A 20546-nucleotide genomic window follows, 5' to 3' on the forward strand; every position below is an offset into this window, starting at 1 on the left:
GAACAACCTTCGTCGTGAAACGCTCTGATGCGCTGCCGCTCGCAGACGGCGATCGATTGCGAACAAGCGATCGCGTCGATCAGGCCCTCAGGGAGTGGAGGCAGCTCCCGTAGCGGCGCCCATCTCCAGCCAGGCACCGATCACGCCGCGCACGTCATCCACGCCCAGCTTGGACTCGCCCGAGAACACCTGCACGCTGACGCTGTCGGCAAACTGCGACGACAGCTCGCGCTTCACCGCGGCCAGCGACTGCAACTGCTGGTTGCGGCTGAGCTTGTCGGCCTTGGTCAGCAGCGCATGCGCCGGCAAGCCGCGGCGCACCGCGTAACCGAGCATCTGCAGGTCGTACTCCTTCAACGGATGGCGGATATCCATCACTACGATCAAGCCTCGCAGCGCCTGCCGGGTCTCGAAGTACTGCTGGATGAAGGCCTGCCAGTGCGCCTGCAGGTCCTTGGGCACCTTGGCGTAGCCGTAGCCGGGCAGGTCGACCAGGTAGCGGTCGGTGGTCGGCGGAATGTCGAAGAACACCAGCTGCTGGGTGCGGCCCGGGGTCTTGGACACGCGGGCCAGCGCGTTCTGGTTGCAGATCGCGTTCAGCGCGGTGGATTTGCCCGCATTGGAGCGGCCGGCGAAGGCCACCTCGAAGCCGCCATCGGGCGGCAACTGGCGCGGGTTGTGGGCGGCCAACAGGTATTTGGCGCGAGCGAGAGGGTTCGACATCCGCCTAGGATCGCATGGCCCGTTGGCTTCCGGTCGAAAACCGTGGCATGCGTATGGAAGAGAAAAGAGGGGCGGTCCGTGGCGCTCACGCGCGGCGCGTTGACCCCACCGCACCCGCCGACGATAATTCCGCGGTTCCGGCGCCGCTTGCGGTGCTGCCCGTTTGCCTGTCTACACACCAGATTTTCCGGAGCCCAGCCAATGAGCCAAGCCCGCGTCCTCGGCTTTGCCGGCCTCGCCGCCCTCGCGGTGGCCGCCGTCGCCTACGCCCAGACCACGGTCACCCCGGTCGCCCCGACCGAGCAGGTGCAGACCGCCCCGCTGGACGCCAAGCCGGAGAAGACGGTGTGGGGCGACGCCAAGGCCGGTGCCGCCAAGGCCGGCACCTGCGCGGCCTGCCACGGCCTGGATGGCAACCCGACCGACCCGCAGTACCCGCGCCTGGCCGGCCAGAGTGAGCGCTACATCGCGCACCAGCTGGCCCTGTTCAAGAGCGGCGAGCGCACTGGCGGCATGTCCGCGGTCATGATGCCCTTCGCCAGCATGCTGACGGCGCAGGACGCCCGCGACGTGGGCGCGCACTTCGCCGCGCAGAAGTCCGGTGCCGGCATCTCCGATGACACCCTCATCGCCACCGGTCCCAATGCCGGCAAGAAGTTCTACGAAGTCGGCCAGCAGCTGTTCCTGTCGGGCGACAAGGCTCGCGGCATCCCGGCGTGCATGGCGTGCCACGGCCCGACCGGCGCCGGCAACCCTGGCCCGGCCTACCCGCGCGTGGCCGGCCAGACGGCCGACTACAGCAAGCGTCGCCTGGAAGAGTACCGCGCCGGTACCACCACCCAGCGCGACCCGCACCTGTTCAACGTGATGGCGGGCGTGGCCAAGCAGTTGACCGACGAGGAGATCACCTCGCTGTCCAGCTACCTGCAGGGCCTGCATGCGCGCCGCGACGACGTGGCCAGCGCCGCGCCGGCACCGGCCGCGCTGCCGGCCGCACCGGCCGCCCCGAAGGCGCCGGCCGCCGAGCCGGCGCAGGACGCCGCCCCGGCCGAAGGCAGTTCACGCCCGCTGGGCGGCTGAACTTCGCGCGGCGACCGCGGTCTCATCCGCCAACGCTGCATTCAGGACGCCGACCGCTATCCTAGCGGTCGGCGTTTCTGTTTCTGGCCGCCGCATGCCCCATTTGCCCGCCATGGCCGCGCGGGCCCCACCCCGATCGCATAGACCGATGACCGCACGCCGCCTGCCGCTTCTGCCTGCTTTCGCCCTATCCCTCCTGCTGGCCGCCCTTCCGCTGGCGGGCGCCCTCGCCGCCCCACCGACCACCAAGGCAGAAGCCGCGCCCGTCGCCGGCGTGGACTACGAATTGATCGAAGGCGGCGCGGCCTACCAGCCCGTCGCCGGCAAGATCGAGGTCGCCGAGGTGTTTGGCTACACCTGCCCCCATTGCGCGCATTTCGAGCCGGCGTTCTCGGCGTGGAAGGCGCGCCAGGCCAAGGACGTGAGCGTGGTTATGGTCGCGGCGCCGTTTGGCGGCCACTGGATGCCCTATGCACGCGCCTTCTACGCCGCCCAGCGCCTGGGCGTGGTTTCGAAGACCCATGCCGCGATGTTCCATGCGCTGCACGAGGAAGGCAGCCTGCCGCTGGGCAACGCCAGCGCCGAAGAGATCGCCACCTTCTATGCCGGGCGGGGCGTGGACACCGCGCGCTTCCTGGTCGCCTTCAACGGCCCCGACGTCGCGGCCGACCTGAAGCGTGCCTACGACTTCATCGGCCGCAGCGGGGTGGACGGCACGCCGGCGTTGGTGGTCAACGGCAAATATCGCGTCATTGGCGGCCAGACCTATGCGGAGCGCCTGCAAATCGTCGACCGCCTGGTTGCGCAGGAACGCGCCGCGCGCCGGACGGTCGGGTCGGCCAAGCGCTGAACCGCGTCCGTCTACGGGCGGGCGCCACCTTCAGCGCACTGCCCGCATAATGCCCGGTACGCCCCGGGCGACTTCCTTTCCTCCAGTGGAATCAACGCAATGACTTCACGCCTGCCCCTGATCCTGTTCACTGCCCTGACCCTTGCCGCCTGCGGCAAGCAGGAAGCACCCGCACCGTCGGCCCCGGTCGCGGAGACGGCACCGGCGACGACCGCTCCCGCCGCCATGCCTGCACCGGCCGACGTCGCGGCCCCGACGGCCGAAGCCTCGGCGCCCAACACCAACCCGATCGTGCCGCCGCAGGGCCCCGCCCCGGTGGCCGGCACCGATTACGTCGACATCGCCGGTGGCCAGCCGTTCCAGCCCGCCGCGGGCAAGATCGAAGTGGCCGAGGCGTTTGGCTACACCTGCCCGCATTGCGCCAGCTTTGAGCCGCTCGTCGCGGCATGGAAGGCCAAGTTGCCGGCCGACGTGAACTTCGTGGCCGTGGCCGCGCCGTTCGGCGGCTACTGGATGCCGTACGCCAAGGCCTATTACACCGCCGAAGGCATGGGCCTGCTCGGCAAGACCCATGACGCGATGTTCCGCGCGATCCACATCGAGCGCACCCTGCCCGTGCAGGGCGTGACCGATGAGCAGATCGGCGCGTTCTACGCCAAGTACGGCGCGGACCCCAAGACCTTCGCCAGCACCATGTCCAGCTTCGCCGTGGCCGGCAAGCTCAAGCGCGCCGAGCAGTTCCTGTTGCGCAGCGGTGTGGAAGGCACGCCCAGCATCGTCGTCAACGGCAAGTACCGCGTCATCGGCGGCAAGGGCTTTGAAGACGTGCTGCGCATCACCGACCACCTGATCGCCAAGGAACGTGCGGCCGCCACCCCGGCTGCGGCGCCGGCGACCGGCACGGGCGGCTGATCGCCACAGGTCACGACGGCATGGGCGCGCCTGGCAAGAAGACGCGGCGGCTGCGGCTGCTCAGCGCCAACATCCAGGCGGGCTCCAGCACGCGCGGCTACCACGACTATGTCGCGCGCAGCTGGTCACACGTGTTGCCCGCCGGCAACAAGCGCAACAGCCTGGATGCGATTGCCCAGCTCGCGGGCCAATACGACATCGTGGGTTTGAACGAGAGCGACCCGGGTAGCCTGCGCTCGGGTTTCACCAACCAGACCCACTACCTGGCCGAGCGTGGCGGCTTCGATTACTGGAGCCACCAGCCAAACCGCCGCGTCGGCGGCGTCGCCTCCAGCGCCAACGGCCTGCTGGCCAAGCTGGAGCCACGCGAGGTGTTGGACCACAGCCTACCAGGGCGACTGGGCGGTCGCGGCGTGCTGGTGGCGCGCTTCGGTAACGCGCCCGATTCGTTGATGGTGGCCGTCGCGCACCTGTCACTGGGCGCGAGCTCGCGCGCATCGCAACTGTCCTTCATCGCCGAACTGCTGCACGGGCACGCCAATGCGGTGCTGATGGGCGACTTCAACTGCCCCATCGACCGGCCGGAAATGCAACAGCTGTTCAAGCGCACGCGCCTGCAGCCGCCCGACCACGACACCCCGACCTTTCCCAGCTGGAGCCCCCAGCGCGCCATCGACCACATCCTGGTCGGCGATGGCCTGCGCTGCAGCGAGCCCCAAGCCCTGGCGGCCGCGTTTTCCGACCACCTCGCGTTGTCGGTCAACCTGGACGTGCCCGAGCAGTCTCTGAGCTGATCCGCGTCGAGCGGTTCGCGCAGGCAGACCCGCTGCCTGGCACGACCCTTGGCCGGCGCGTGACTGCAGCGCTGGGGCTGCCCGCCAAACAAAACGGCCGGGGATCGCTCCCCGGCCGTTCTGCATTCACGCCTTCAACCGATCAGAACCGCAGGTCGGCCCGCACGTAGAAGTAACGGCCACCCGGGATGTCGTAGGTGGAAGCATCGTAGCCGTTGAGCGAGCACGACAGGCAGATCGGCGGATCCTTGTCGAGCACGTTCTTGGCGCCCACGGCCAGCTGCAGGCCCTTCATCCAATCGAAGCGGTAGCCCACCTGGACATCGTGGTAGGAGATCGCCTCGAGGGTGTTGGTGCCCTCGCCCGGGTTGCTGCACACCGGGAACGACACCGCATCACCGCACTCTTCTTCCAGCTCGGAGATGTGGCGCATCGTCCACGAAGCGGTCCATGCGTTGCGGCTCCACTCCAGCGAGGTGTTGGAGGTCCACTCCGGAATGGCGCTGTCGGTGACTTCCACGCCCACGGAACGCGGCTGCACCTGACCGGCAGCACCGATCGCTTCGTAGCGGCTGACGAAGGTGTTCTGCCACGACACCTTGAAGTTGCCCAGCGAGGTTTCCGGCAGGGTCCAGAACACATCGAAGTCCCAGCCGTCGGTCTTGATCGAGCCGAGGTTGGTGAGGCGGTTGTTGAAGCTGTTGATGCTGCCCACATTCGGCGCGCGGGTGATGCCGCCGCAGTACAGCGGGTCCAACGTCTCGACGCACAGGTCCAGCTGGGTCTGCGCATCGATGGCCTGGACCGCACCTTCCAGCGAGTGGCGGTAGTAGGTCAGCTCGATGTCCAGGCGCTCGGACCACGAGGCATCACTGGCGAAGGACGGGCTGAACACCATGCCCGCCGTGAAGCTGCGCGCGGTTTCCGGATCCAGGTTCGGATTGCCGCCGGTGGTGACCGAGATCTGGCCGTTGGACTGGCTGGCACCGGCCGGCACGCCCAGCGCACGGCAGTTGGCCGTGTTGCCGGTCGGCGCGGAACCGTCCAGGCCGATCAGGCACGGGTCGTCCAACTGCAGGTCGGCGCGGCTGGCCGAGCCATACAGTTCGCCGATCGACGGCGCGCGGAAGCCTTCCGCGTACGTGGCGCGCAGCAGCAGCTCATCGGCCACCTGCCAGCGCAGGCCGAACTTCGGCGTGAACTGGCCACCGAAGGTGGAGTAGTCCGAGTAGCGGCCGGCCAGGCTCAGGTCCAGGCTCTTGCCGAATGCGGTGTCGCGCATCAGCGGCACGGCCAGTTCGAGGTACGCCTCGTTGACGTCGTAATCGCCCGAGGTCGGCAGCGACGGCACGCCGTTGTAGTGGCTCTCGACCACGGTGCTGCCGTCCGGACGGGTCATCGTCACGTAGTTGATCGGGTCGGGGATGTACTCGCCCTCGTAGCGGCGGTGCTCAAGGCCCGCGGCGAACGACAGCGGGCCGGCCCACATCTCGAACAGGTCACCGGAGATGTTGGCCGTCGCCAGCTGCAGGGTCTGCTCGCTGCGGTCGCGCACTACTGGCTGGATCCACGCCAGCATTTCCCGCGTGATCGTGCCCGGGCCGCCGAAGATGTTCAGCGGCACGCAACCCGGCGTGGTGGCGCAGGTGTTGCCGGCGGTGTCGGTGTCGCCCAGCGCCAGCGCGATGTTGCGGATGTTGTAGGAGCCGTAGTTGGTCTGCTCGGCCTCGTTCTTGCTGGCCGCGACGTTCACGTCCCAGAACCAGGTCTTCTCGCCGGCGTCGAAGCTGCCTTCCACGCCCGCGGCGAAGTACTGCGTGTCGACCTTCTGCTCGAAGATGCGCGGACCGCCCTCGACCGGACGGCGGCCGATCAGGATCAGGTTGGAGCTGGAATCCAGGTCGATGCCGAACGGGTTGTACATCTGCGAGGCGGGAATGAAGATGCCGTCCGCATACGGGTTGCCCGTGCCCGCGTCGCCGCCGAGGAAGATCGGCTCCGGTGCGGCCTGGTTGGTCGACTCACGACGGTTGAACAGCGCCTTGGCGTAGGCGTGCACGTTGTCGTTGAAGTAATAACGGAACTGGCCGAACACGCCGCTACGCTCCGACGGCGTCAGCATCATGTTGTACTGCGAGAAGTTGAAGCGGTTGGCCGTGCGGAAGGGGATGAAATCACCCGGGAACGACGGCGTCGGCGAGTAGCTGGAACCGTTGGGCGTGGTGATGTTGCAGAACGCGTCCGGACACACCGGGTTGGCCGCGTTGCCGAAGAACACGAAGCGACCGTTCGGCGTGGCCGAGCTGGCGAAAGTCAGGCCGGTGCCCGGGATCGGGTAGCTGGACTGCTCACGGTCCTTGGAATAGATCGGGTCCTGGTTGACGTAGCTGGCGCCGATGAAGAAGTTGGCGCGCTCGGTGCTGGTGCCCCACGCCAGGTCGACGCTGCCGAGGTCGCCGTCGCCTTCGCCGTACTGGCCGGCGTTGACCGTGACCTGGCCGCCTTCGAAGTTGCGGCGGGTAATGATGTTGACCACGCCGGCGATCGCGTCGGAGCCGTACAGCGACGACGCGCCGTCTTCCAGCACTTCGATGCGCTCGACCAGGGCCAGCGGAATGGTGTTGAGGTCGGTGGCCGCGCCCACGCCCGAGGCGGACGACTCATTGATCCAGCGCACGCCGTCCACCAGGACCAGCACGCGCTTGGGACCGAGGTGGCGCAGGTCGACCTGCGCCGAACCAGCGCCCACGCCGTCGCCGTTGGGCGAGAAGCCGAAGTTGCCCGACGAGTTGAACTTGGTGTTCAGGGCCGAACCGGCGCCGGTCAGGCTCTGCACGATGTCGCCCAGCGAGGTCAGACCGGTGCGGTCGATGTCCTCGCGCGAAAGGGTCTGCACCGGCACCTGGCTCTCGATCTCGGCCTTCTTGATGCGGGTACCGGTCACGCGCACCGAATCGAGGGTCGTCGCCTGCGACGTCTCGGCTTCCTGCGCGGCGACGACGCCCGGCAGTGCAATCAGCATGGACAACTGGATGGCTTTCGCCAACGTCTTGCGGCGCATCGCTTGCATCGACCTCTCTCCCTAAAAGTGATGAAACAGCACAAAGGCGCCCGGCCCCTGTTCCGTGGCGTATCCCGTTTGTAAACAATTTGTGAATCCGCCACAAGCGGCAAATGGCATGCACCGCCCCGGCACAGTGGCAGGGCAGGCCCGCACGCCCCCGAATGGATCGACCTCCGGGCCGGCGCTGCTCGTCACTGCCGCGGCGCGGGCCAACGAATCATTCACCCGCCCAACAGCAGGCTGCTCCCCACCACCACCAGGAACGCGGCGAACACACGCTTCAGTGCTTCGCCCGACAGGCGGTGCGCCAGGTGCGTGCCATGCGGCGCCGCGAACACCGAGGCGATCGCCACCCCGATCGCCGCCGGCAGGTACACATAGCCGATCGCATGGGACGGCAGCGCGCCCGCAGGTGCCTGCAGTGCGTATCCGGCCGCGCTGGCCAGGCCAATCACCACGCCACAGGCCGACGACGTGCCCACCGCACGCACCGGCGCAACGCCACGCCACACCAGCAGCGGCACCGTCATGCTCCCTCCCCCGATGCCCACCACGGCCGAGACGGCACCGATCCCGACCCCGGCCGTGCTCATGCCGGGCCCGCGGGGCGCGGGGCGGGTGTGGCCATCGGCCGGCGTGCGGCGTCCCAGCAACAGCTGGGCCGCGGCCAGGAAGCAGTAGATCGCGACCAGCCAGCGCAGCCATTCACCCGGCAGTCGCACCGCAAGTGCACTGCCAAGCCAGCCGCCCACCAGCAGGCCCGGCGCCATCCAGCGGACGGTGGGCCACATCACGCTGCCACGCTGGGCATGCGCGCGCGCCGAGGCTGCGGCGGTCAGCACGATGCTCGCCAGCGAACTGGCCAGCGCTGCATGCATTGCCGCGTCCTGGGGCACCCCAAGCCTCGGCAGCATCCAGGCCAATGCGGCCACCAGCACCAGGCCGCCGCCCACGCCCAACAGGCCGGCCAGCACGCCGGCCACCGCCCCCAACCCCAGAAACGCCAACCACGCCATCCACACGCTGCTGCTCTCCCGAAAACATGCCCGGAATGGCCCCTGCCCACCGAGCACGAAGCGCCATCAAGACGTTCATTTTGACTCGGATATAGTCCGGGCCATGCGACAAAAAACGACCCCCATCGTAATCGCGTCGCTGCTGGTGGCGTTTTCTTCCACTGGTTGCGCGCAGCCCTCGCCCGTCGCCGTGCCGCCCCCGGGGGCACGCAGCGCGCCGCCCACTTCGGTCTCCCAAACGCCTGGCGCGGCGGCCCCAGTCTCGCTGGCCAATCCGGCAGGCGATGCGCCGGCGATTGCGGCGCATTCCAAGGACAATGCCCGACTGGCGCGATTGCGATCCGCGCTGGAAGCGGCCGAGCGCGGCGACTTCGACGCCGCCGCCTATGCCGACCTGGCCCGTGACCCGCTGTGGGGCTGGATCGAGTACGCGAGCCTGCGCCGCGGGATCGACACCCTGGATGCCGCGCGCGCGCAGGACTTCCTGGCCCGCTACAAGGGCCAGCCTGTGGCCGACGCCTTCCGCGAGCTGTGGCTGGCCGCTACCGCACGACGTGAAGAGTGGCCGGCCTTCATCGCCGCCTGGACCCCGGACACCACTGGCGACGGACTGCGCTGCGCCGAACTCAAGGCCCGGCAGGCGCTGGGTCGCGCCGACGCCAGCTGGACGGCGGCCGCGCGGACCATGTGGCGCCAGGCGGGCAAGTCGCTACCTGCCACCTGCGACGCGCCGATGGCGGTGCTCGCCGAGCAAGGCGGCCTCCCGTCCGCATTGCGCTGGGAGCGGATCGGCCGCGCCATCGAAGCTGGCGAACCCGGCGTGGTCCGCGCTGCGGCGCGTGGCTTGCCTGCCGAGGAGCAGGCATTGGCCGAAGAGTACGCGGCGTTCCTCGAAGCACCGCACGAGCGGGCATTGGCGTGGCCAAAAACCGCGCGCAGCCGCCTGGCCGCATCCCACGGCCTCGCGCGCCTGGCGCAGGACGCCCCCGCTGATGCAGAGATGCAACTGGCGAAGTTCGCGCCTGCATTGGAATTCGAATCCGCCGACCGCACCCGCGTGCTGTATGCCGTCGCGCTGTGGTCGGTCGCCTCGTATGCCCCCGAGTCGGCGCGGCGCCTCGCCGCGGTCCCGGTGGAGGCATACGACGAGCGTCTGCACGAATGGCGCGTGCGCGAAGCATTGGCACGTTCGGACTGGCCCGCCGCACTGGCGGCGTTGCGCCTGATGCCACCGGCGCAGCGCGGCGATTCGCGCTGGCAGTACTTCGAGGCCCGATTGAGCGATCTTACCGGCGATCGCGCCACGGCCCAGCGGCTGTTCACCGAAGCCGCGCGCAAGCCCGAATTCCACGGATTCCTCGCTGCCGACCGCATCAAGCAGCCGTACGCGTTGTGCCCCCTCAATCCAACGGACGACCGGGTCACCAAGGCCAAGGTCGCACGCGATCCCGCGCTGGTGCGCGCGTTGGCGCTGCACCGGCTCGGCCGCCCGGGCTGGGCGCAGCGCGAGTGGGACGACGCGCTTGGCCGCTTCGACGACACGCAACGGCGTATGGCGGTGGCCGAAGCGCAGGCACACGGCTGGTTCGACCGTGCGGTGTTCAACCTCGGCAAGCAGCGCGACGAACTGCGCCTGTACCACCTGCGCTTCCCGCTCCACCACGACGCCGCCATTCGCCGCGAGGCATCTCGCCACAAGATCGATCCGGCGTGGGTCGCGGCAGAAATCCGCGCCGAAAGCATCTTCAACCCGACCGCGCGCTCTTCGGCCAACGCGATGGGCCTGATGCAGGTGATCCCGGCCACGGGTGCGGCGGTGGCCTCGCGCATCGGCTTGCCGTGGACCGGGCCGGACATGCTGTACGACCCGGACACCAACATCGCGATTGGCACGGCCTACCTGCGGCAGTTGATGGACCAGTACGGCGGCCAGCCCTACACGACCATCGCCGGCTACAACGCTGGGCCGGCACCCTTGGCCCGCTGGCAGGCACAGCGCCCGAACATGGATCCGGACTTCTGGATCGAAACGATCAGCTACAAGGAGACCCGGGAGTACGTGGCCCGCGTGCTCGCATTCAGCGTAATCTACGACTGGCGGCTCAACGGCGACGCGGCCACCCTCAGCGACCGCCTGCGCGGCATCACCGACGGCGCGCGCAAGCGCTTTGCGTGCCCCGAGCCCGTGACCGCCCCCAAGCCCGCCACCAGGCCGGGCCAGAGAACGAGAGCGCGCAGATGAGCAGACAGCACGTGGTGGTCCTGGGCGGCACCGGTTTCGTGGGGCGCCACCTGGTGCCCCGCGTGCTGCGCGACGGCCACCGCGTCACCGTCGTCAGCCGCGGGCTGACCACCCGCACGCGCGCGACGCTCTCGCGCGAGGCCAGCGTTCGCGAGGGTGACGAACACGACCCCGCATTCCTCGCCAACGTGTTCAGCGATGCCGACGCGGTCATCAACCTGACCGGCATCCTCAACGAAAAAGGCGATCGCGGCGACGGGTTCGAGCGCGTGTTCGTGGGCATCACCGACACCGTGATCGCGGCGATGAAGGCCAGCGGCGTGCGACGCCTGTTGCAGATGAGCGCGCTCAATGCCGGCCACGGCGACAGCCACTACCTGCAGTCGCGCGGCCGGGCTGAGGCGCGGGTGCGCGGATCCGGCCTGGACTGGACGATCTTCCGCCCCTCGGTCATCGCAGGGCCGGGCGATGGGCTGTTCTGCCGATTCGATGCACTGCTGGGCATGGCACCGGTGTTGCCGATTGCGCGCGGGCATACGCGGTTCCAGCCAGTGTGGGTGGGGGACGTAGCCGAGGCCTATGCGCGTGCGCTGGCCAATCCGGACACCGTCGGCCAGGTCTACGACCTGGTCGGACCCGACGTGCTGTCGCTGACAGAGATCGTGCAGCTCGCCGCCGCGGCGCGTGGCCGCCATCGCGTGGTGATGCCGCTACCGGAACCGCTGGGGCGTTGGCAGGCCAACTTCGGCGAGTGGTTACCGGGCAAGCCCATCAGCCGCGACAACTGGCGTTCGCTGGCATTGGACTCCACCAGCCAGGACAGCGGCCTGCCGCAACTGGGCATCGCCCCGACGCGGGTAACCAATCGCCTGCCGGAAATCCTGGGCTTGGACGCAGCGTCGGCGGCATGAGTCTGGAAGTGCCCGGACGCGTCTACCTGGTGGGCGGCGCGGTGCGCGATCGCCTGCTGGGCCTGCCGGCCGGTGACCGCGACCACGTGGTCGTCGGCAGCACCCAGGCCGCAATGGAGGCCGCGGGGTTTCGCGCCGTGGGACGCGACTTCCCGGTGTTCCTGCATCCCGAATCCGGCGAGGAATATGCGCTGGCGCGCACCGAACGCAAGTCCGGTCGCGGCTACCGCGGCTTCGTGGTGGACGCCGACCCGTCGGTGACCTTGGAGCAGGACCTCGGGCGGCGCGATTTCACCATCAACGCCATCGCCCAGTCGCTCGACGACGACACCCTCGTGGATCCCTACGGCGGAACACGCGATCTGGAGGCACGGCTGTTGCGCCATGTCGGCCCCGCCTTCATCGAGGACCCGTTGCGCGTACTGCGCGCGGCACGGCTGCTGGCACGCTTTGCGCCGCTGGGCTTCCAGTTGGCGCCCGAGACGCTGGCACTGATGCGCGAGATGGTGGCCGCCGGCGAACTGGAGCACCTGGTGCCCGAGCGCGTGTGGCAGGAGCTGAAACGCGCGCTGGCCAGTGCACGGCCGTCGGCGTTCCTCGCCACGTTGCGGGCCTGCGGCGCGCTCCGCGTCGTGCTGCCGGAGGTAGACGCTTTGTATGGCGTGCCGCAGCGCGCCGAGTTCCATCCCGAGGTCGACACCGGTGTGCACATCGAGTTGGTAAGCGACGTTGCCGCACGCATCGCCCCGGGCGATGACTTGGTGGGCTTCGCCGCGTTGACGCACGACCTGGGCAAGGCGCTGACGCCGGCCGACCAGCTGCCGCGCCACATTGGCCACGAAGGCGCGGGGGTCGCCCCGCTGCGTGCGCTGTGCGAGCGCCTGCGCGTGCCGACCGAACACCGCCTCCTCGCCGAGGCAGCCTGCCGCGAACACCTCAACGTGCACCGGTTCCATGAGCTGCGCGCGGAAACCGTGCACAACCTGATCGCCCGCTGCGATGGCTGGCGCGATCCGGGCCGCATCCGACGGCTGGCGATGGTGTGCGAAGCCGACAAGCGTGGCCGGACCGGCCACGAAGAGGACGCCTACGCCGAAGGCGAGGCCTTGGTGCGCGCGCTCGACGCCGCGCTGGCGATACGTGCGTCGGATGTGGCGCCCGGGCTTGCCGGCCCCGCCATCGGCGAAGCGCTGCGCAAGGCGCGCGTGGCCACCATTTCGGCTGCGCGCGCGCCCCTCGCCTGACTTCCCGTCAGCGCACGGCCACGACTGAAACGCGACGGGCGGCCGAAGCCGCCCGTCGCCTGCATCCGTTGTCGCGATGCGATCAGAACTGCACGCCGACCCGGACGTAGTACTCCGCGCCATTGAACCCGAACGGCGACGACAGCGGGTACTGTGCGCCCAGGAAGTTCAACACACCGTTGGTTTCCTTGTCGGGGTAGTTGCCGAAGAGGTTGTTGCCACCGACGGTCACGTGGACGCGATCACTGAACAGATCGAAGCCCACCGCCAGGTCGAACAACCACTCCGAGCCAAACTCCGCCTGTTCGCCGAAGGTGTAGTCCTCCCAGCCGTCGTAGCGGTTGGCGCGCGCGGTCAGGTTGAAACTCCACGGCGTGCGCCAGTCGAACGACATCACCGAACGGTGGCTCGGCAACTGGTTCTCCAGGTCGGCCACGCGCTCGGCGTCGATCACCGGCGTCGAGGTGCCCGGGATCAGGTCGACACGATCGACCGACTGTTCGTTCCAGCTGTGCCGCGCGTCGAACGTGCCGGTGCCCCAGTCGCCGAAATCGGCGCGATAGACCGCCACCAGGTCCAGGCCGCGCACGGTGGTGTCGAAGCCGTTGCTGAAGTACGACACCTGGCGCAGCAGCGTCGCATCCTGCACGCCGGCCGCGATCAGCGCCTGCTGTTCGGCCGAGCCCGGCGCGATGCTGATGTTGCGCAACGCGATGCGGTCATTGATGTCGATGTTGTAGTAGTCCAGCGTCAGGCTGAACACGCTGCTCGGCGAGTACACCATGCCCACCGAGTACGCCGAGGATTCCTCGGCCTCGAGCGGCTGTGCGCCCAGTGCCACGGCGGCGGGACTGTTCACCGGGAACGTGCCCTGCGGCACCAGCGCACCGCTGGAATCGGCGGTGGTGGTGACATCCAGTGTGTTGATCTGGCCCGGCGTGGGCGCGCGGAAGCCGGTGTTGACGGTGGCGCGCAGCGCCAGCGTATCGGTCACCTCAAAGCGCGAGGACAACTTCCAGTCGAAGGTGTTATCGAACGCCGAGGAGTTCTCATAGCGACCCGCCAGCGCCATCGCCAGACGCTGGGTCACGTCGGCTTCGAGGTCCAGGTAGGCCGCACGGCTGTATTGGCTGAACTCGCCGGCCGCGGCCGGTGAATCACCCTGGAAGCCATCCGAGCCGACGCCAAACAACACTGCGGTTGGACTGGTGGCATACGACGCGGGATCACCCACGCCAATCTTGTAGGTTTCCTCGCGCCACTCCGCGCCAAACGCGACGCTCACCGGCGCGGCGAACAGGTCGGTCTGCCACGGGTAGACGAAATCGATGTTGGCGCCGCGTTCAAGCTGGGTCAGCTGGCCCGGTTCGAAGCTGGTGGGGCTCAGGCGCCCCAGGCTGGGGTTGATCGAATCGATCAGCTTGTAATAGACCCGGTTCTCGCCCTGCCTCAGGCTGACGTCCCAGCGGAGCCCGCTGGCCAGCTGGCCCTTGCCGCCGAATACGCCCTCGTAGTCCATCACGTCCGCCGCGAAGGTGGGCGTGTAGCCCCCGGGAAACTGGGTGTGGATCGGGTTGAGGGCGATGTAGCCGGAGGGACTGGTCGCGCTGGCCGTGAGGAAATCCGCCGGATTGAGGCCCCGCGCCCGCAAGGCATCGACGATGCTCTGCGCGACCGGGTCCGCCACGCCATCACCGTTACCATCCACCATCAGCGTGCCGCGCGGCGACACGCCCGGGACGCCGACCGGCGTGCGGTAGAAGAAGCTGGAGTCAAACTTCGAATCGGCATAGCTGCCAAAGCCATACAGACTGACGGCATCGCCAAGCGGCAGCTGGGCATTGAAGAAGGTGCGCAGGCCTTCGCCGCTCGGATCGCCCCAGCGCTGGCCCAGGCCCTCGAACGGCACCTGGTCGCTGCCCAGGGCCGCGCCTACCTGCGCGGCGTCGGCACGCGGAATGCCGCGCGAGGTGAAGTCACTTTCGAAGTATTCGGCCGTGGCGTTGAAGAAGCCTTCCGCACCCAGCGGCAGCCCCACGTTGACCGAGGATCGGAACTTGTCGCCATCGCCCTCGGCGGTCGAGCCGTACTGGGCATCGACGCGTACACCTTCGCTGTTGTCGTTGAGCAGGACGTTGATTACGCCCGCGATCGCATCCGAGCCGTACTGCGCCGACGAGCCATCACGCAACACTTCCACGCGTGAGATCGCCGCCGAGGGAATCAGGCCGAAGTCCACCGCCTGCGCGCCCTGGTTGACCGTGCCGAACGGCTCGGCCTGCAGGTTCACCAGCGCCGAACGGTGGCGGCGCTTGCCGTTGATCAGCACCAGGGTCTGGTCGGGCGGCAGGTTGCGCAGGTTGGCCGGGCGCACGAACGCAGTGCCATCGGCGATCGGGTAGCGCTGGGTGTTGAACGACGGTGCGATGTTGGCCAGCTGGTCCGTGAAGTCGGCCGAGGCCTGCTGCTCCAGCATTGCCGGGCGGAACACGTCGATGGGCGACAGCGACTGGTTGGGCGAGCGGCCCGGGGTTCGGGTGCCGGTTACGGTAACGGCGTCAAGATCGGTCGCTTCGGACTGCGCCGGGCTGGGGGCGCCTTCCTGTTGCGCCTCCCCCTGGGCCGTCGTGCCTGCATCCTGCGCGTGGGCGGTGAATCCGGTGGACAGCGTGGCGATCACGGCCAGCGCCAGTACGTTCCTTTTTACTGCGAGCATCGTGGTGTCCTTGGTTGGGGTGGGCTCCCCCCGCGGGGCCCTGAGCCCACTTTTACCAAGTTTTAACCTTTGCGCAATCGGGTCCCTTACTTTGCTGAATTAGGTGTTTCGAGCCTCGGTCCGGCCCCCGCGACCTAAGACGCCAGCCAGCGCGCCACGGCCCGCCGCCCCAACCACCACCCCAGAGCCACGCCCAAGGTGTTGGCCAGCATGTCGCCCGGATCAGCCAATCGGGTCGTGGTCAGCGCCGCCTGGGCCCCCTCCATCGCGATGCCCAGCCCCACCAACGCCAACGCGGCGACCCCGTGGGCGCGCCCCGTCGCGAACAGCAGCACGGCGTAGCCCGACAGCAGGGCATACGCCAGCAGGTGCTCCACCTTGTCGATGCCGGTGAAGGACGGCTCGGGCAAGGACGACGACGGCAGCAGCGAGGCGACAACCACCGCCGCGATCATTACCAGCCACCCCGCCAACCAGAGCCGGGGCCTTGGCCACGGTCGCAACACGCCGGGGGTGATCACAGCCGGAAGCTCAGGTCGCCCACGAGGAACGCCCCGCCGAACTCCACGTTCTTCTCAAAGCCCATCACCTGGAAGCGTTCGCCCATCTCCGTCGGCAGGGTCAGGCGCTTGACCTCCTGGTTCCGGCGCAGCCGCTCCACCTCGTCGTCGAGGCCCTCGATCCGCTTCAGGACGCCGGCCAATCCGTTGCCGAGCAGGAAGCTGGCCTGTGAGCAGTAGCCGGCCAGGTCAAAGCCCGCCCCGACCCCCGCCTCGGCCAACGCGGTGAAGTCCACCGACGCGGTGAGGTCCTGCAGGCCCGGCCACAGCAGCGGCTCACCGTGCATGCGATGCCGGTAGAACGCTCGCAGGGTGCCATCGCTGCGTTCGGGCAAGTAGTACTCGCGGCGCACGTAACCGTAGTCGACGAACAACATCGCGCCAGCCTTCATGCCACCGGACACGGCCTGGATCCAGTAGGGCAATTGCGGCAACAGTTCCGAGCGGTACCCGTCGGGCAGCGCTTCCGGCAGGCCACGCTCCAGGTGCCGCACCGCGCCGCGGAGGAACCCATCCGCGGGGCGCAACACGCGTACCAGCCGCCCACCCTCCAGGGCCACGTGCTCTTCGTACACCTCCCCGGATTCGATGGCGAACCACGGGGTGGGCAGCGCGTCGATCACTTCGTTGGCGAACAGCACGCCCACCCAGTCGTCGGGCACTGGCCCATCCACCCACTCCACCAGTTCAAACAGCGGCGGCACCAGCCGCTCACGCAGGCGCTCGCGTTGGCGCACGCGGAGTTGCGCGCTGGGCTCCAGGATCAGGTAGCGGTTGGGCAACGCGTCCAACTCCATCAGCCGCTTCAGCGCCACCTCGGCGAATGCCCCGGTGCCGCCGCCCAGTTCCAGAAACAGCGCGTCCGGACCCAACTGCTGCAGGACCGGCGCCACCGCCTCGGCCACGCATGCGGCAAACACCGGCCCCAGTTCAGGCGCGGTGACGAAGTCGCCGGCCTCGCCGAACTTGGTGGCCCCCGCGCTGTAATACCCGAGTCCTGGTGCATACAGCGCCAATTCCATGAAACGCGAAAACGGGATCGCTCCGGTTTCGCTGGCGGCGATCTCAGCCTGGATGGCGGCGGTCAGCTTGGCGCTGTGCACCAGCGCATCGGCAGCGGGTTCGGGGAGCTGGGCGTTCACGATGGCTTCCGGATTCACGAGCGCGCAGGATAGCCTGTAGCGTGCAACCGGAGCCTGACCGATGACCCCCGCCGTCCGTCCCGTCGCCCTGATCACCGGCTGCGCCAAGCGCATCGGCGCCGCCACCGCGCGTCACCTGCATCACGCCGGCTATGACGTCGCGCTGCACTACCGCCATTCACGCGAGGCCATCGAAGCCCTGGCCGCCGAACTCGACCACGCGCGCCCGGGCAGCGCCCACACGCTGCAGGCAGACCTCACCGAGTTCGACCGCATCCCGGAGCTGTTGGCCGACACCATCGGCCGTTTTGGCCGGCTGGATGCGCTGGTGAACAACGCCTCCGCCTTCCACCCCACGCCGATCGGGCTGGCCACGCCCGACGACTGGGATGCCTTGATGGCGAGCAACGCGCGCGCGCCGTTCTTCCTGTCGCAGGCCGCGGCACCGCATCTGCGCGCCACTGGCGGCGCCATCGTCAACCTCACCGACATCTACGGCGAACGCCCGCTGCGCCAGCACACCATTTACTGCATGGCCAAAGCCGCGCTGCTGATGATGACGCGCTCGCTCGCGGTCGAATTGGGGCCCGACGTTCGGGTCAACGCCGTATCGCCCGGCGCCGTGCTGTGGCCCGAAGACGGCAGCAATGCCGCGGCACAGGAGGCCATGTTGGCGCGCACGCCGCTGGGCCGGACTGGCACTCCGGATGAAGTCGCGGAGGCGGTGCGCTGGTTGCTGCAGGACGCGCGCTACAGCACCGGGCAGGTGCTGTATCTGGACGGCGGGCGGATGTTGGCTGGCTGATCGTTCGCGCGGTGTGGCGTGTCACCAACGGCCACGCCAGTTGGCCAAGAGGCCGGCTGTCAGGGCCGAGGGCGCGGCTCCGAATCGCGGGCGGCCGCCTCGCTCTCGCGGATCCGGCGACGCAGGAAGCCGTGGATCGCCACGGTCAGCGCAATCGACAGCACCGTCACCGCTATGGCCAGCCAGCCCATCGGGGTGGTCAGCAACAGGGTGAGCAATGGCGACATGTCACAGCACTACGGTGTCGAAGGCGTGGTCGCGGTCCGCATGCGCGGCCCACAGCTCGCCCAGCGTGCGACCGTCGCCGGGCACGCGCACGTCGGGCGCGATGTCGGCCAAGGGCTTGAGCACGAACGCGTGCTTCAGCTCCGGGCGCGGAATCCGCAGGTTGCCCTCGCCCTCGCACACGCGGTCGTCGAACAGCACGATGTCGATGTCCAGCGTGCGGTCACCAAAGCGCGGGCCGCTGCGGTCGCGGCCGTGCGCATCCTCCAGCGCATGCAACCAATCATTGAGTGCCTGCGGCTCGAGCTCGGTCTGGATCAGCGCCGCGGAGTTGAGGAAGTCGTCGCCGTCAAAACCCACCGCCGCGGTGCGGTACACCGGCGAATGCAGCACCGTGCCGAAGCGCGCCTGCAGCGCCGCCAGCCCGCTGCGCAGGTTGGCGACCGCGTCGCGATTGCTGCCCAGGCTGAGGTAGGCCTTGTGCATCAGAGCAGCCCGCTGATGCCTTCGGGCGTGCGACCGGCGCTGCGCTCAATGATCACGCCGACCGCGCGCGCGCCACGCACAGCGCCGGGCTTGCTCAGCTTGAGCCGCACGTGGCTGACGCCGAATTCGTCGAGGATGATTTCGGCCACGCGTTCGGCCAGCGTTTCCACCAGGCCGAAGCCCGACTGCGCGACGTAGTCCTCCACCCGCCGGCTGACGTCCTTGTAGTTGAGCGTGTCCTCGATCGCGTCGCTGGCCGCCGGCACGCGGTTGTCGAACGCCATCTCGATGTCGAACACCAGCGTCTGCCGGATGCGGCGCTCCCAGTCGTAGATGCCGATCAGCGCGTCGATCTCGAGCGCTTCGATGAAGACCTTGTCCACTCGTCGTACCTGCCAGCCTGCGCCATGCGTGCGCCGTGGCGTCATTTTGTCACGGCCGCGGGGCCGGTGGCCCCACGTTCAACCTGGCCGATGCCCACAAGGGCCGCGGGGCAGGCGCAAACCGCACGCAATCAAACCGCTTCCAGCGTCGCCATGTCCCAGCGCGGGGTGACGCGCACCGACTCATCGACGTGCTGGCCGGCCTGCAACCGCAGCGCACCGGCATAGGCGATCATCGCGCCGTTGTCGGTGCAGAAGGCCGGCCGCGGGAAGCTCACCCGTCCGCCGCGACGCGCCGCCATCTCCTGCAGTTTCGCCCGCAGGCGCTTGTTGGCGCCCACGCCACCGGCCACCACCAGCGTGTCGCAACCGGCTTCGTCCAGCGCACGCTGGCACTTGATCGCCAACGTATCCACCACCGCATCCTCGAAGCCGCGGGCGATGTCGGCACGGGTCGCTTCGGACTGGTCGCAGTTCTGCCACGCCAGCAACACCTGGGTCTTGAGCCCGCTGAAACTGAAGTCCAACCCCGGCCGGTCGGTCATCGGTCGCGCAAACTTGAACACGCCCGGCCGCCCCTGCTCGGCCAATGCCGCCAGTTGCGGACCGCCCGGGTACGGCAGGCCCATCAGCTTGGCGGTCTTGTCGAAGGCCTCGCCAGCCGCATCATCCAGCGTCTCGCCCAGCAGCCGGTAGCGACCGATGGCCTCGACGTGGATCAGCTGGGTATGGCCACCGGAGACCAGAAGCGCCACGAACGGCGGCTCCGGGCGGCCCAGCGGGTCGTCCTCCATCAGGGGCGCCAGCAGGTGGCCTTCCATGTGATGCACCGCCACGGCCGGCAGGTCCAGCGCCCACGCCACCGCGCGGGCCACGCCGGCGCCCACCAGCAGCGCGCCCACCAGGCCCGGGCCGGCGGTGTAGGCCACGCCGTCCAGTTCGTCGATGGTCAGGCCGGCGTCGGCCAGAGTCTGGCGGATCAGCGGCAGCAGCTTGCGCACGTGGTCGCGGCTGGCCAGCTCGGGCACCACACCGCCGTATTCGGCATGCAGGGCGATCTGGCTGTACAGGGCGTGGGCACGCAGGCCGGTGTCCGTGTCGTACACGGCCACGCCGGTCTCGTCGCAGCTGGTTTCGATGCCGAGGACTTTCATGGTCTGGATATGGGGGTGCTTTGGGGAAAGCGTAGCGCGTTTGGGGGATGCGGCCGGGAGGTGACGGGCAAAAGCAGAAGCCTCACTACTTTTGAGACGCCAAGGGTTGCGTCCTCACGGGGTGTGGCGGACAGCGGGCCATGGATGCCCCGCGGCCCCGACTCGGGGCAGGATGCCCCTATGGAGGGGCGCAGCCACACCCCGACAGGGCGTAGACCCAACCGGAGCCAGACCCCACA

18 protein-coding genes are annotated in these 20546 nt (G+C 68.7%); 8 read left to right on the forward strand and 10 right to left on the reverse strand.

Annotated features, from left to right (window positions below):
• Positions 1–87 precede the first annotated feature (87 nt).
• Positions 88–723 (reverse strand): ribosome biogenesis GTP-binding protein YihA/YsxC, encoded by a 636-nt coding sequence (gene yihA / locus ACYVBS_RS14230; protein ID WP_460824412.1) that lies wholly within the window; start codon positions 721–723, stop codon positions 88–90.
• A 201-nt stretch (positions 724–924) separates the two neighbouring features.
• Here yihA and ACYVBS_RS14235 point away from each other — a divergent pair, with 201 nt between their 5' ends.
• The 4 genes from ACYVBS_RS14235 (at position 925) to ACYVBS_RS14250 (ending at position 4359) form a co-directional block, all read left to right on the forward strand.
• A complete protein-coding gene (locus ACYVBS_RS14235) occupies positions 925–1803 on the forward strand; it encodes a c-type cytochrome (RefSeq protein ID WP_460824413.1) in 879 nt (292 codons plus the stop codon).
• Between the two features lie 148 nt (positions 1804–1951).
• The gene (locus tag ACYVBS_RS14240; protein ID WP_460824414.1) at positions 1952–2653 is read left to right on the forward strand and encodes a thiol:disulfide interchange protein DsbA/DsbL; all 702 of its coding nucleotides are present in this window, start codon (positions 1952–1954) and stop codon (positions 2651–2653) included.
• Positions 2654–2752: 99 nt separating this feature from the next.
• Positions 2753–3565: a thiol:disulfide interchange protein DsbA/DsbL gene (locus tag ACYVBS_RS14245; RefSeq protein ID WP_460824415.1), complete on the forward strand. Its 813-nt coding sequence runs from the start codon at positions 2753–2755 to the stop codon at positions 3563–3565.
• A 20-nt stretch (positions 3566–3585) separates the two neighbouring features.
• The gene (locus ACYVBS_RS14250) at positions 3586–4359 is read left to right on the forward strand and encodes an endonuclease/exonuclease/phosphatase family protein (RefSeq protein ID WP_460824417.1); all 774 of its coding nucleotides are present in this window, start codon (positions 3586–3588) and stop codon (positions 4357–4359) included.
• 142 nt (positions 4360–4501) lie between these two features.
• Here ACYVBS_RS14250 and ACYVBS_RS14255 read toward each other — a convergent pair whose 3' ends face one another.
• Both ACYVBS_RS14255 and ACYVBS_RS14260 read right to left on the reverse strand, forming a co-directional pair.
• Positions 4502–7429, reverse strand: coding sequence for a TonB-dependent receptor plug domain-containing protein (locus ACYVBS_RS14255; RefSeq protein WP_460824418.1), 2928 nt, complete (start codon positions 7427–7429; stop codon positions 4502–4504).
• Between the two features lie 215 nt (positions 7430–7644).
• On the reverse strand, positions 7645–8439 hold the full coding sequence (locus ACYVBS_RS14260) for a sulfite exporter TauE/SafE family protein (protein ID WP_460824419.1): 795 nt from the start codon (positions 8437–8439) through the stop codon (positions 7645–7647).
• Positions 8440–8542: 103 nt separating this feature from the next.
• On the opposite strand from ACYVBS_RS14260, the gene ACYVBS_RS14265 reads away from it, so the two are divergent.
• The 3 genes from ACYVBS_RS14265 to ACYVBS_RS14275 are packed head-to-tail and all read left to right on the forward strand — an operon-like array spanning position 8543 to position 12836.
• Positions 8543–10681: a lytic transglycosylase domain-containing protein gene (locus ACYVBS_RS14265; protein WP_460824421.1), complete on the forward strand. Its 2139-nt coding sequence runs from the start codon at positions 8543–8545 to the stop codon at positions 10679–10681.
• Positions 10678–11592 (forward strand): complex I NDUFA9 subunit family protein, encoded by a 915-nt coding sequence (locus tag ACYVBS_RS14270; protein WP_460824422.1) that lies wholly within the window; start codon positions 10678–10680, stop codon positions 11590–11592. Before ACYVBS_RS14265 ends, ACYVBS_RS14270 begins: the two co-directional genes overlap by 4 nt.
• Complete coding sequence (locus ACYVBS_RS14275; protein ID WP_460824423.1) at positions 11589–12836, forward strand: multifunctional CCA addition/repair protein; 1248 nt, start codon at positions 11589–11591, stop codon at positions 12834–12836. Before ACYVBS_RS14270 ends, ACYVBS_RS14275 begins: the two co-directional genes overlap by 4 nt.
• Positions 12837–12918: 82 nt before the next feature.
• On the opposite strand, the gene ACYVBS_RS14280 is transcribed toward ACYVBS_RS14275, so the two are convergent.
• The 3 genes from ACYVBS_RS14280 to ACYVBS_RS14290 form a co-directional block, all read right to left on the reverse strand.
• Positions 12919–15552, reverse strand: a complete 2634-nt coding sequence (locus tag ACYVBS_RS14280; RefSeq protein WP_460824424.1) for a TonB-dependent receptor plug domain-containing protein — start codon at positions 15550–15552, stop codon at positions 12919–12921.
• 134 nt (positions 15553–15686) lie between these two features.
• The gene (locus ACYVBS_RS14285; protein ID WP_460824425.1) at positions 15687–16007 is read right to left on the reverse strand and encodes a VanZ family protein; all 321 of its coding nucleotides are present in this window, start codon (positions 16005–16007) and stop codon (positions 15687–15689) included.
• A gap of 62 nt (positions 16008–16069) precedes the next feature.
• Entirely contained in the window at positions 16070–17254 is a 1185-nt protein-coding gene (locus ACYVBS_RS14290) for a class I SAM-dependent methyltransferase (RefSeq protein WP_460824426.1), read from the reverse strand.
• A gap of 61 nt (positions 17255–17315) precedes the next feature.
• Here ACYVBS_RS14290 and ACYVBS_RS14295 point away from each other — a divergent pair, with 61 nt between their 5' ends.
• Complete coding sequence (locus tag ACYVBS_RS14295; RefSeq protein WP_460824427.1) at positions 17316–18059, forward strand: pteridine reductase; 744 nt, start codon at positions 17316–17318, stop codon at positions 18057–18059.
• 59 nt (positions 18060–18118) lie between these two features.
• Here the strand turns inward: ACYVBS_RS14295 and ACYVBS_RS14300 are convergent, their stop codons facing one another.
• The 4 genes from ACYVBS_RS14300 to tsaD all read right to left on the reverse strand — a co-directional run bounded on the left by ACYVBS_RS14300 (position 18119) and on the right by tsaD (position 20307).
• Positions 18119–18286: a hypothetical protein gene (locus ACYVBS_RS14300; protein WP_460824428.1), complete on the reverse strand. Its 168-nt coding sequence runs from the start codon at positions 18284–18286 to the stop codon at positions 18119–18121.
• A gap of 1 nt (position 18287) precedes the next feature.
• Positions 18288–18770: a 2-amino-4-hydroxy-6-hydroxymethyldihydropteridine diphosphokinase gene (gene folK, locus ACYVBS_RS14305; RefSeq protein ID WP_460824429.1), complete on the reverse strand. Its 483-nt coding sequence runs from the start codon at positions 18768–18770 to the stop codon at positions 18288–18290.
• A complete protein-coding gene (folB, locus tag ACYVBS_RS14310; RefSeq protein WP_460824430.1) occupies positions 18770–19153 on the reverse strand; it encodes a dihydroneopterin aldolase in 384 nt (127 codons plus the stop codon). Before folB ends, folK begins: the two co-directional genes overlap by 1 nt.
• A gap of 131 nt (positions 19154–19284) precedes the next feature.
• Positions 19285–20307: a tRNA (adenosine(37)-N6)-threonylcarbamoyltransferase complex transferase subunit TsaD gene (gene tsaD / locus ACYVBS_RS14315; RefSeq protein WP_460824432.1), complete on the reverse strand. Its 1023-nt coding sequence runs from the start codon at positions 20305–20307 to the stop codon at positions 19285–19287.
• Between the last annotated feature and the right edge of the window lie 239 nt (positions 20308–20546).

The sequence above is a fragment of the Lysobacter olei genome, assembly GCF_054777355.1.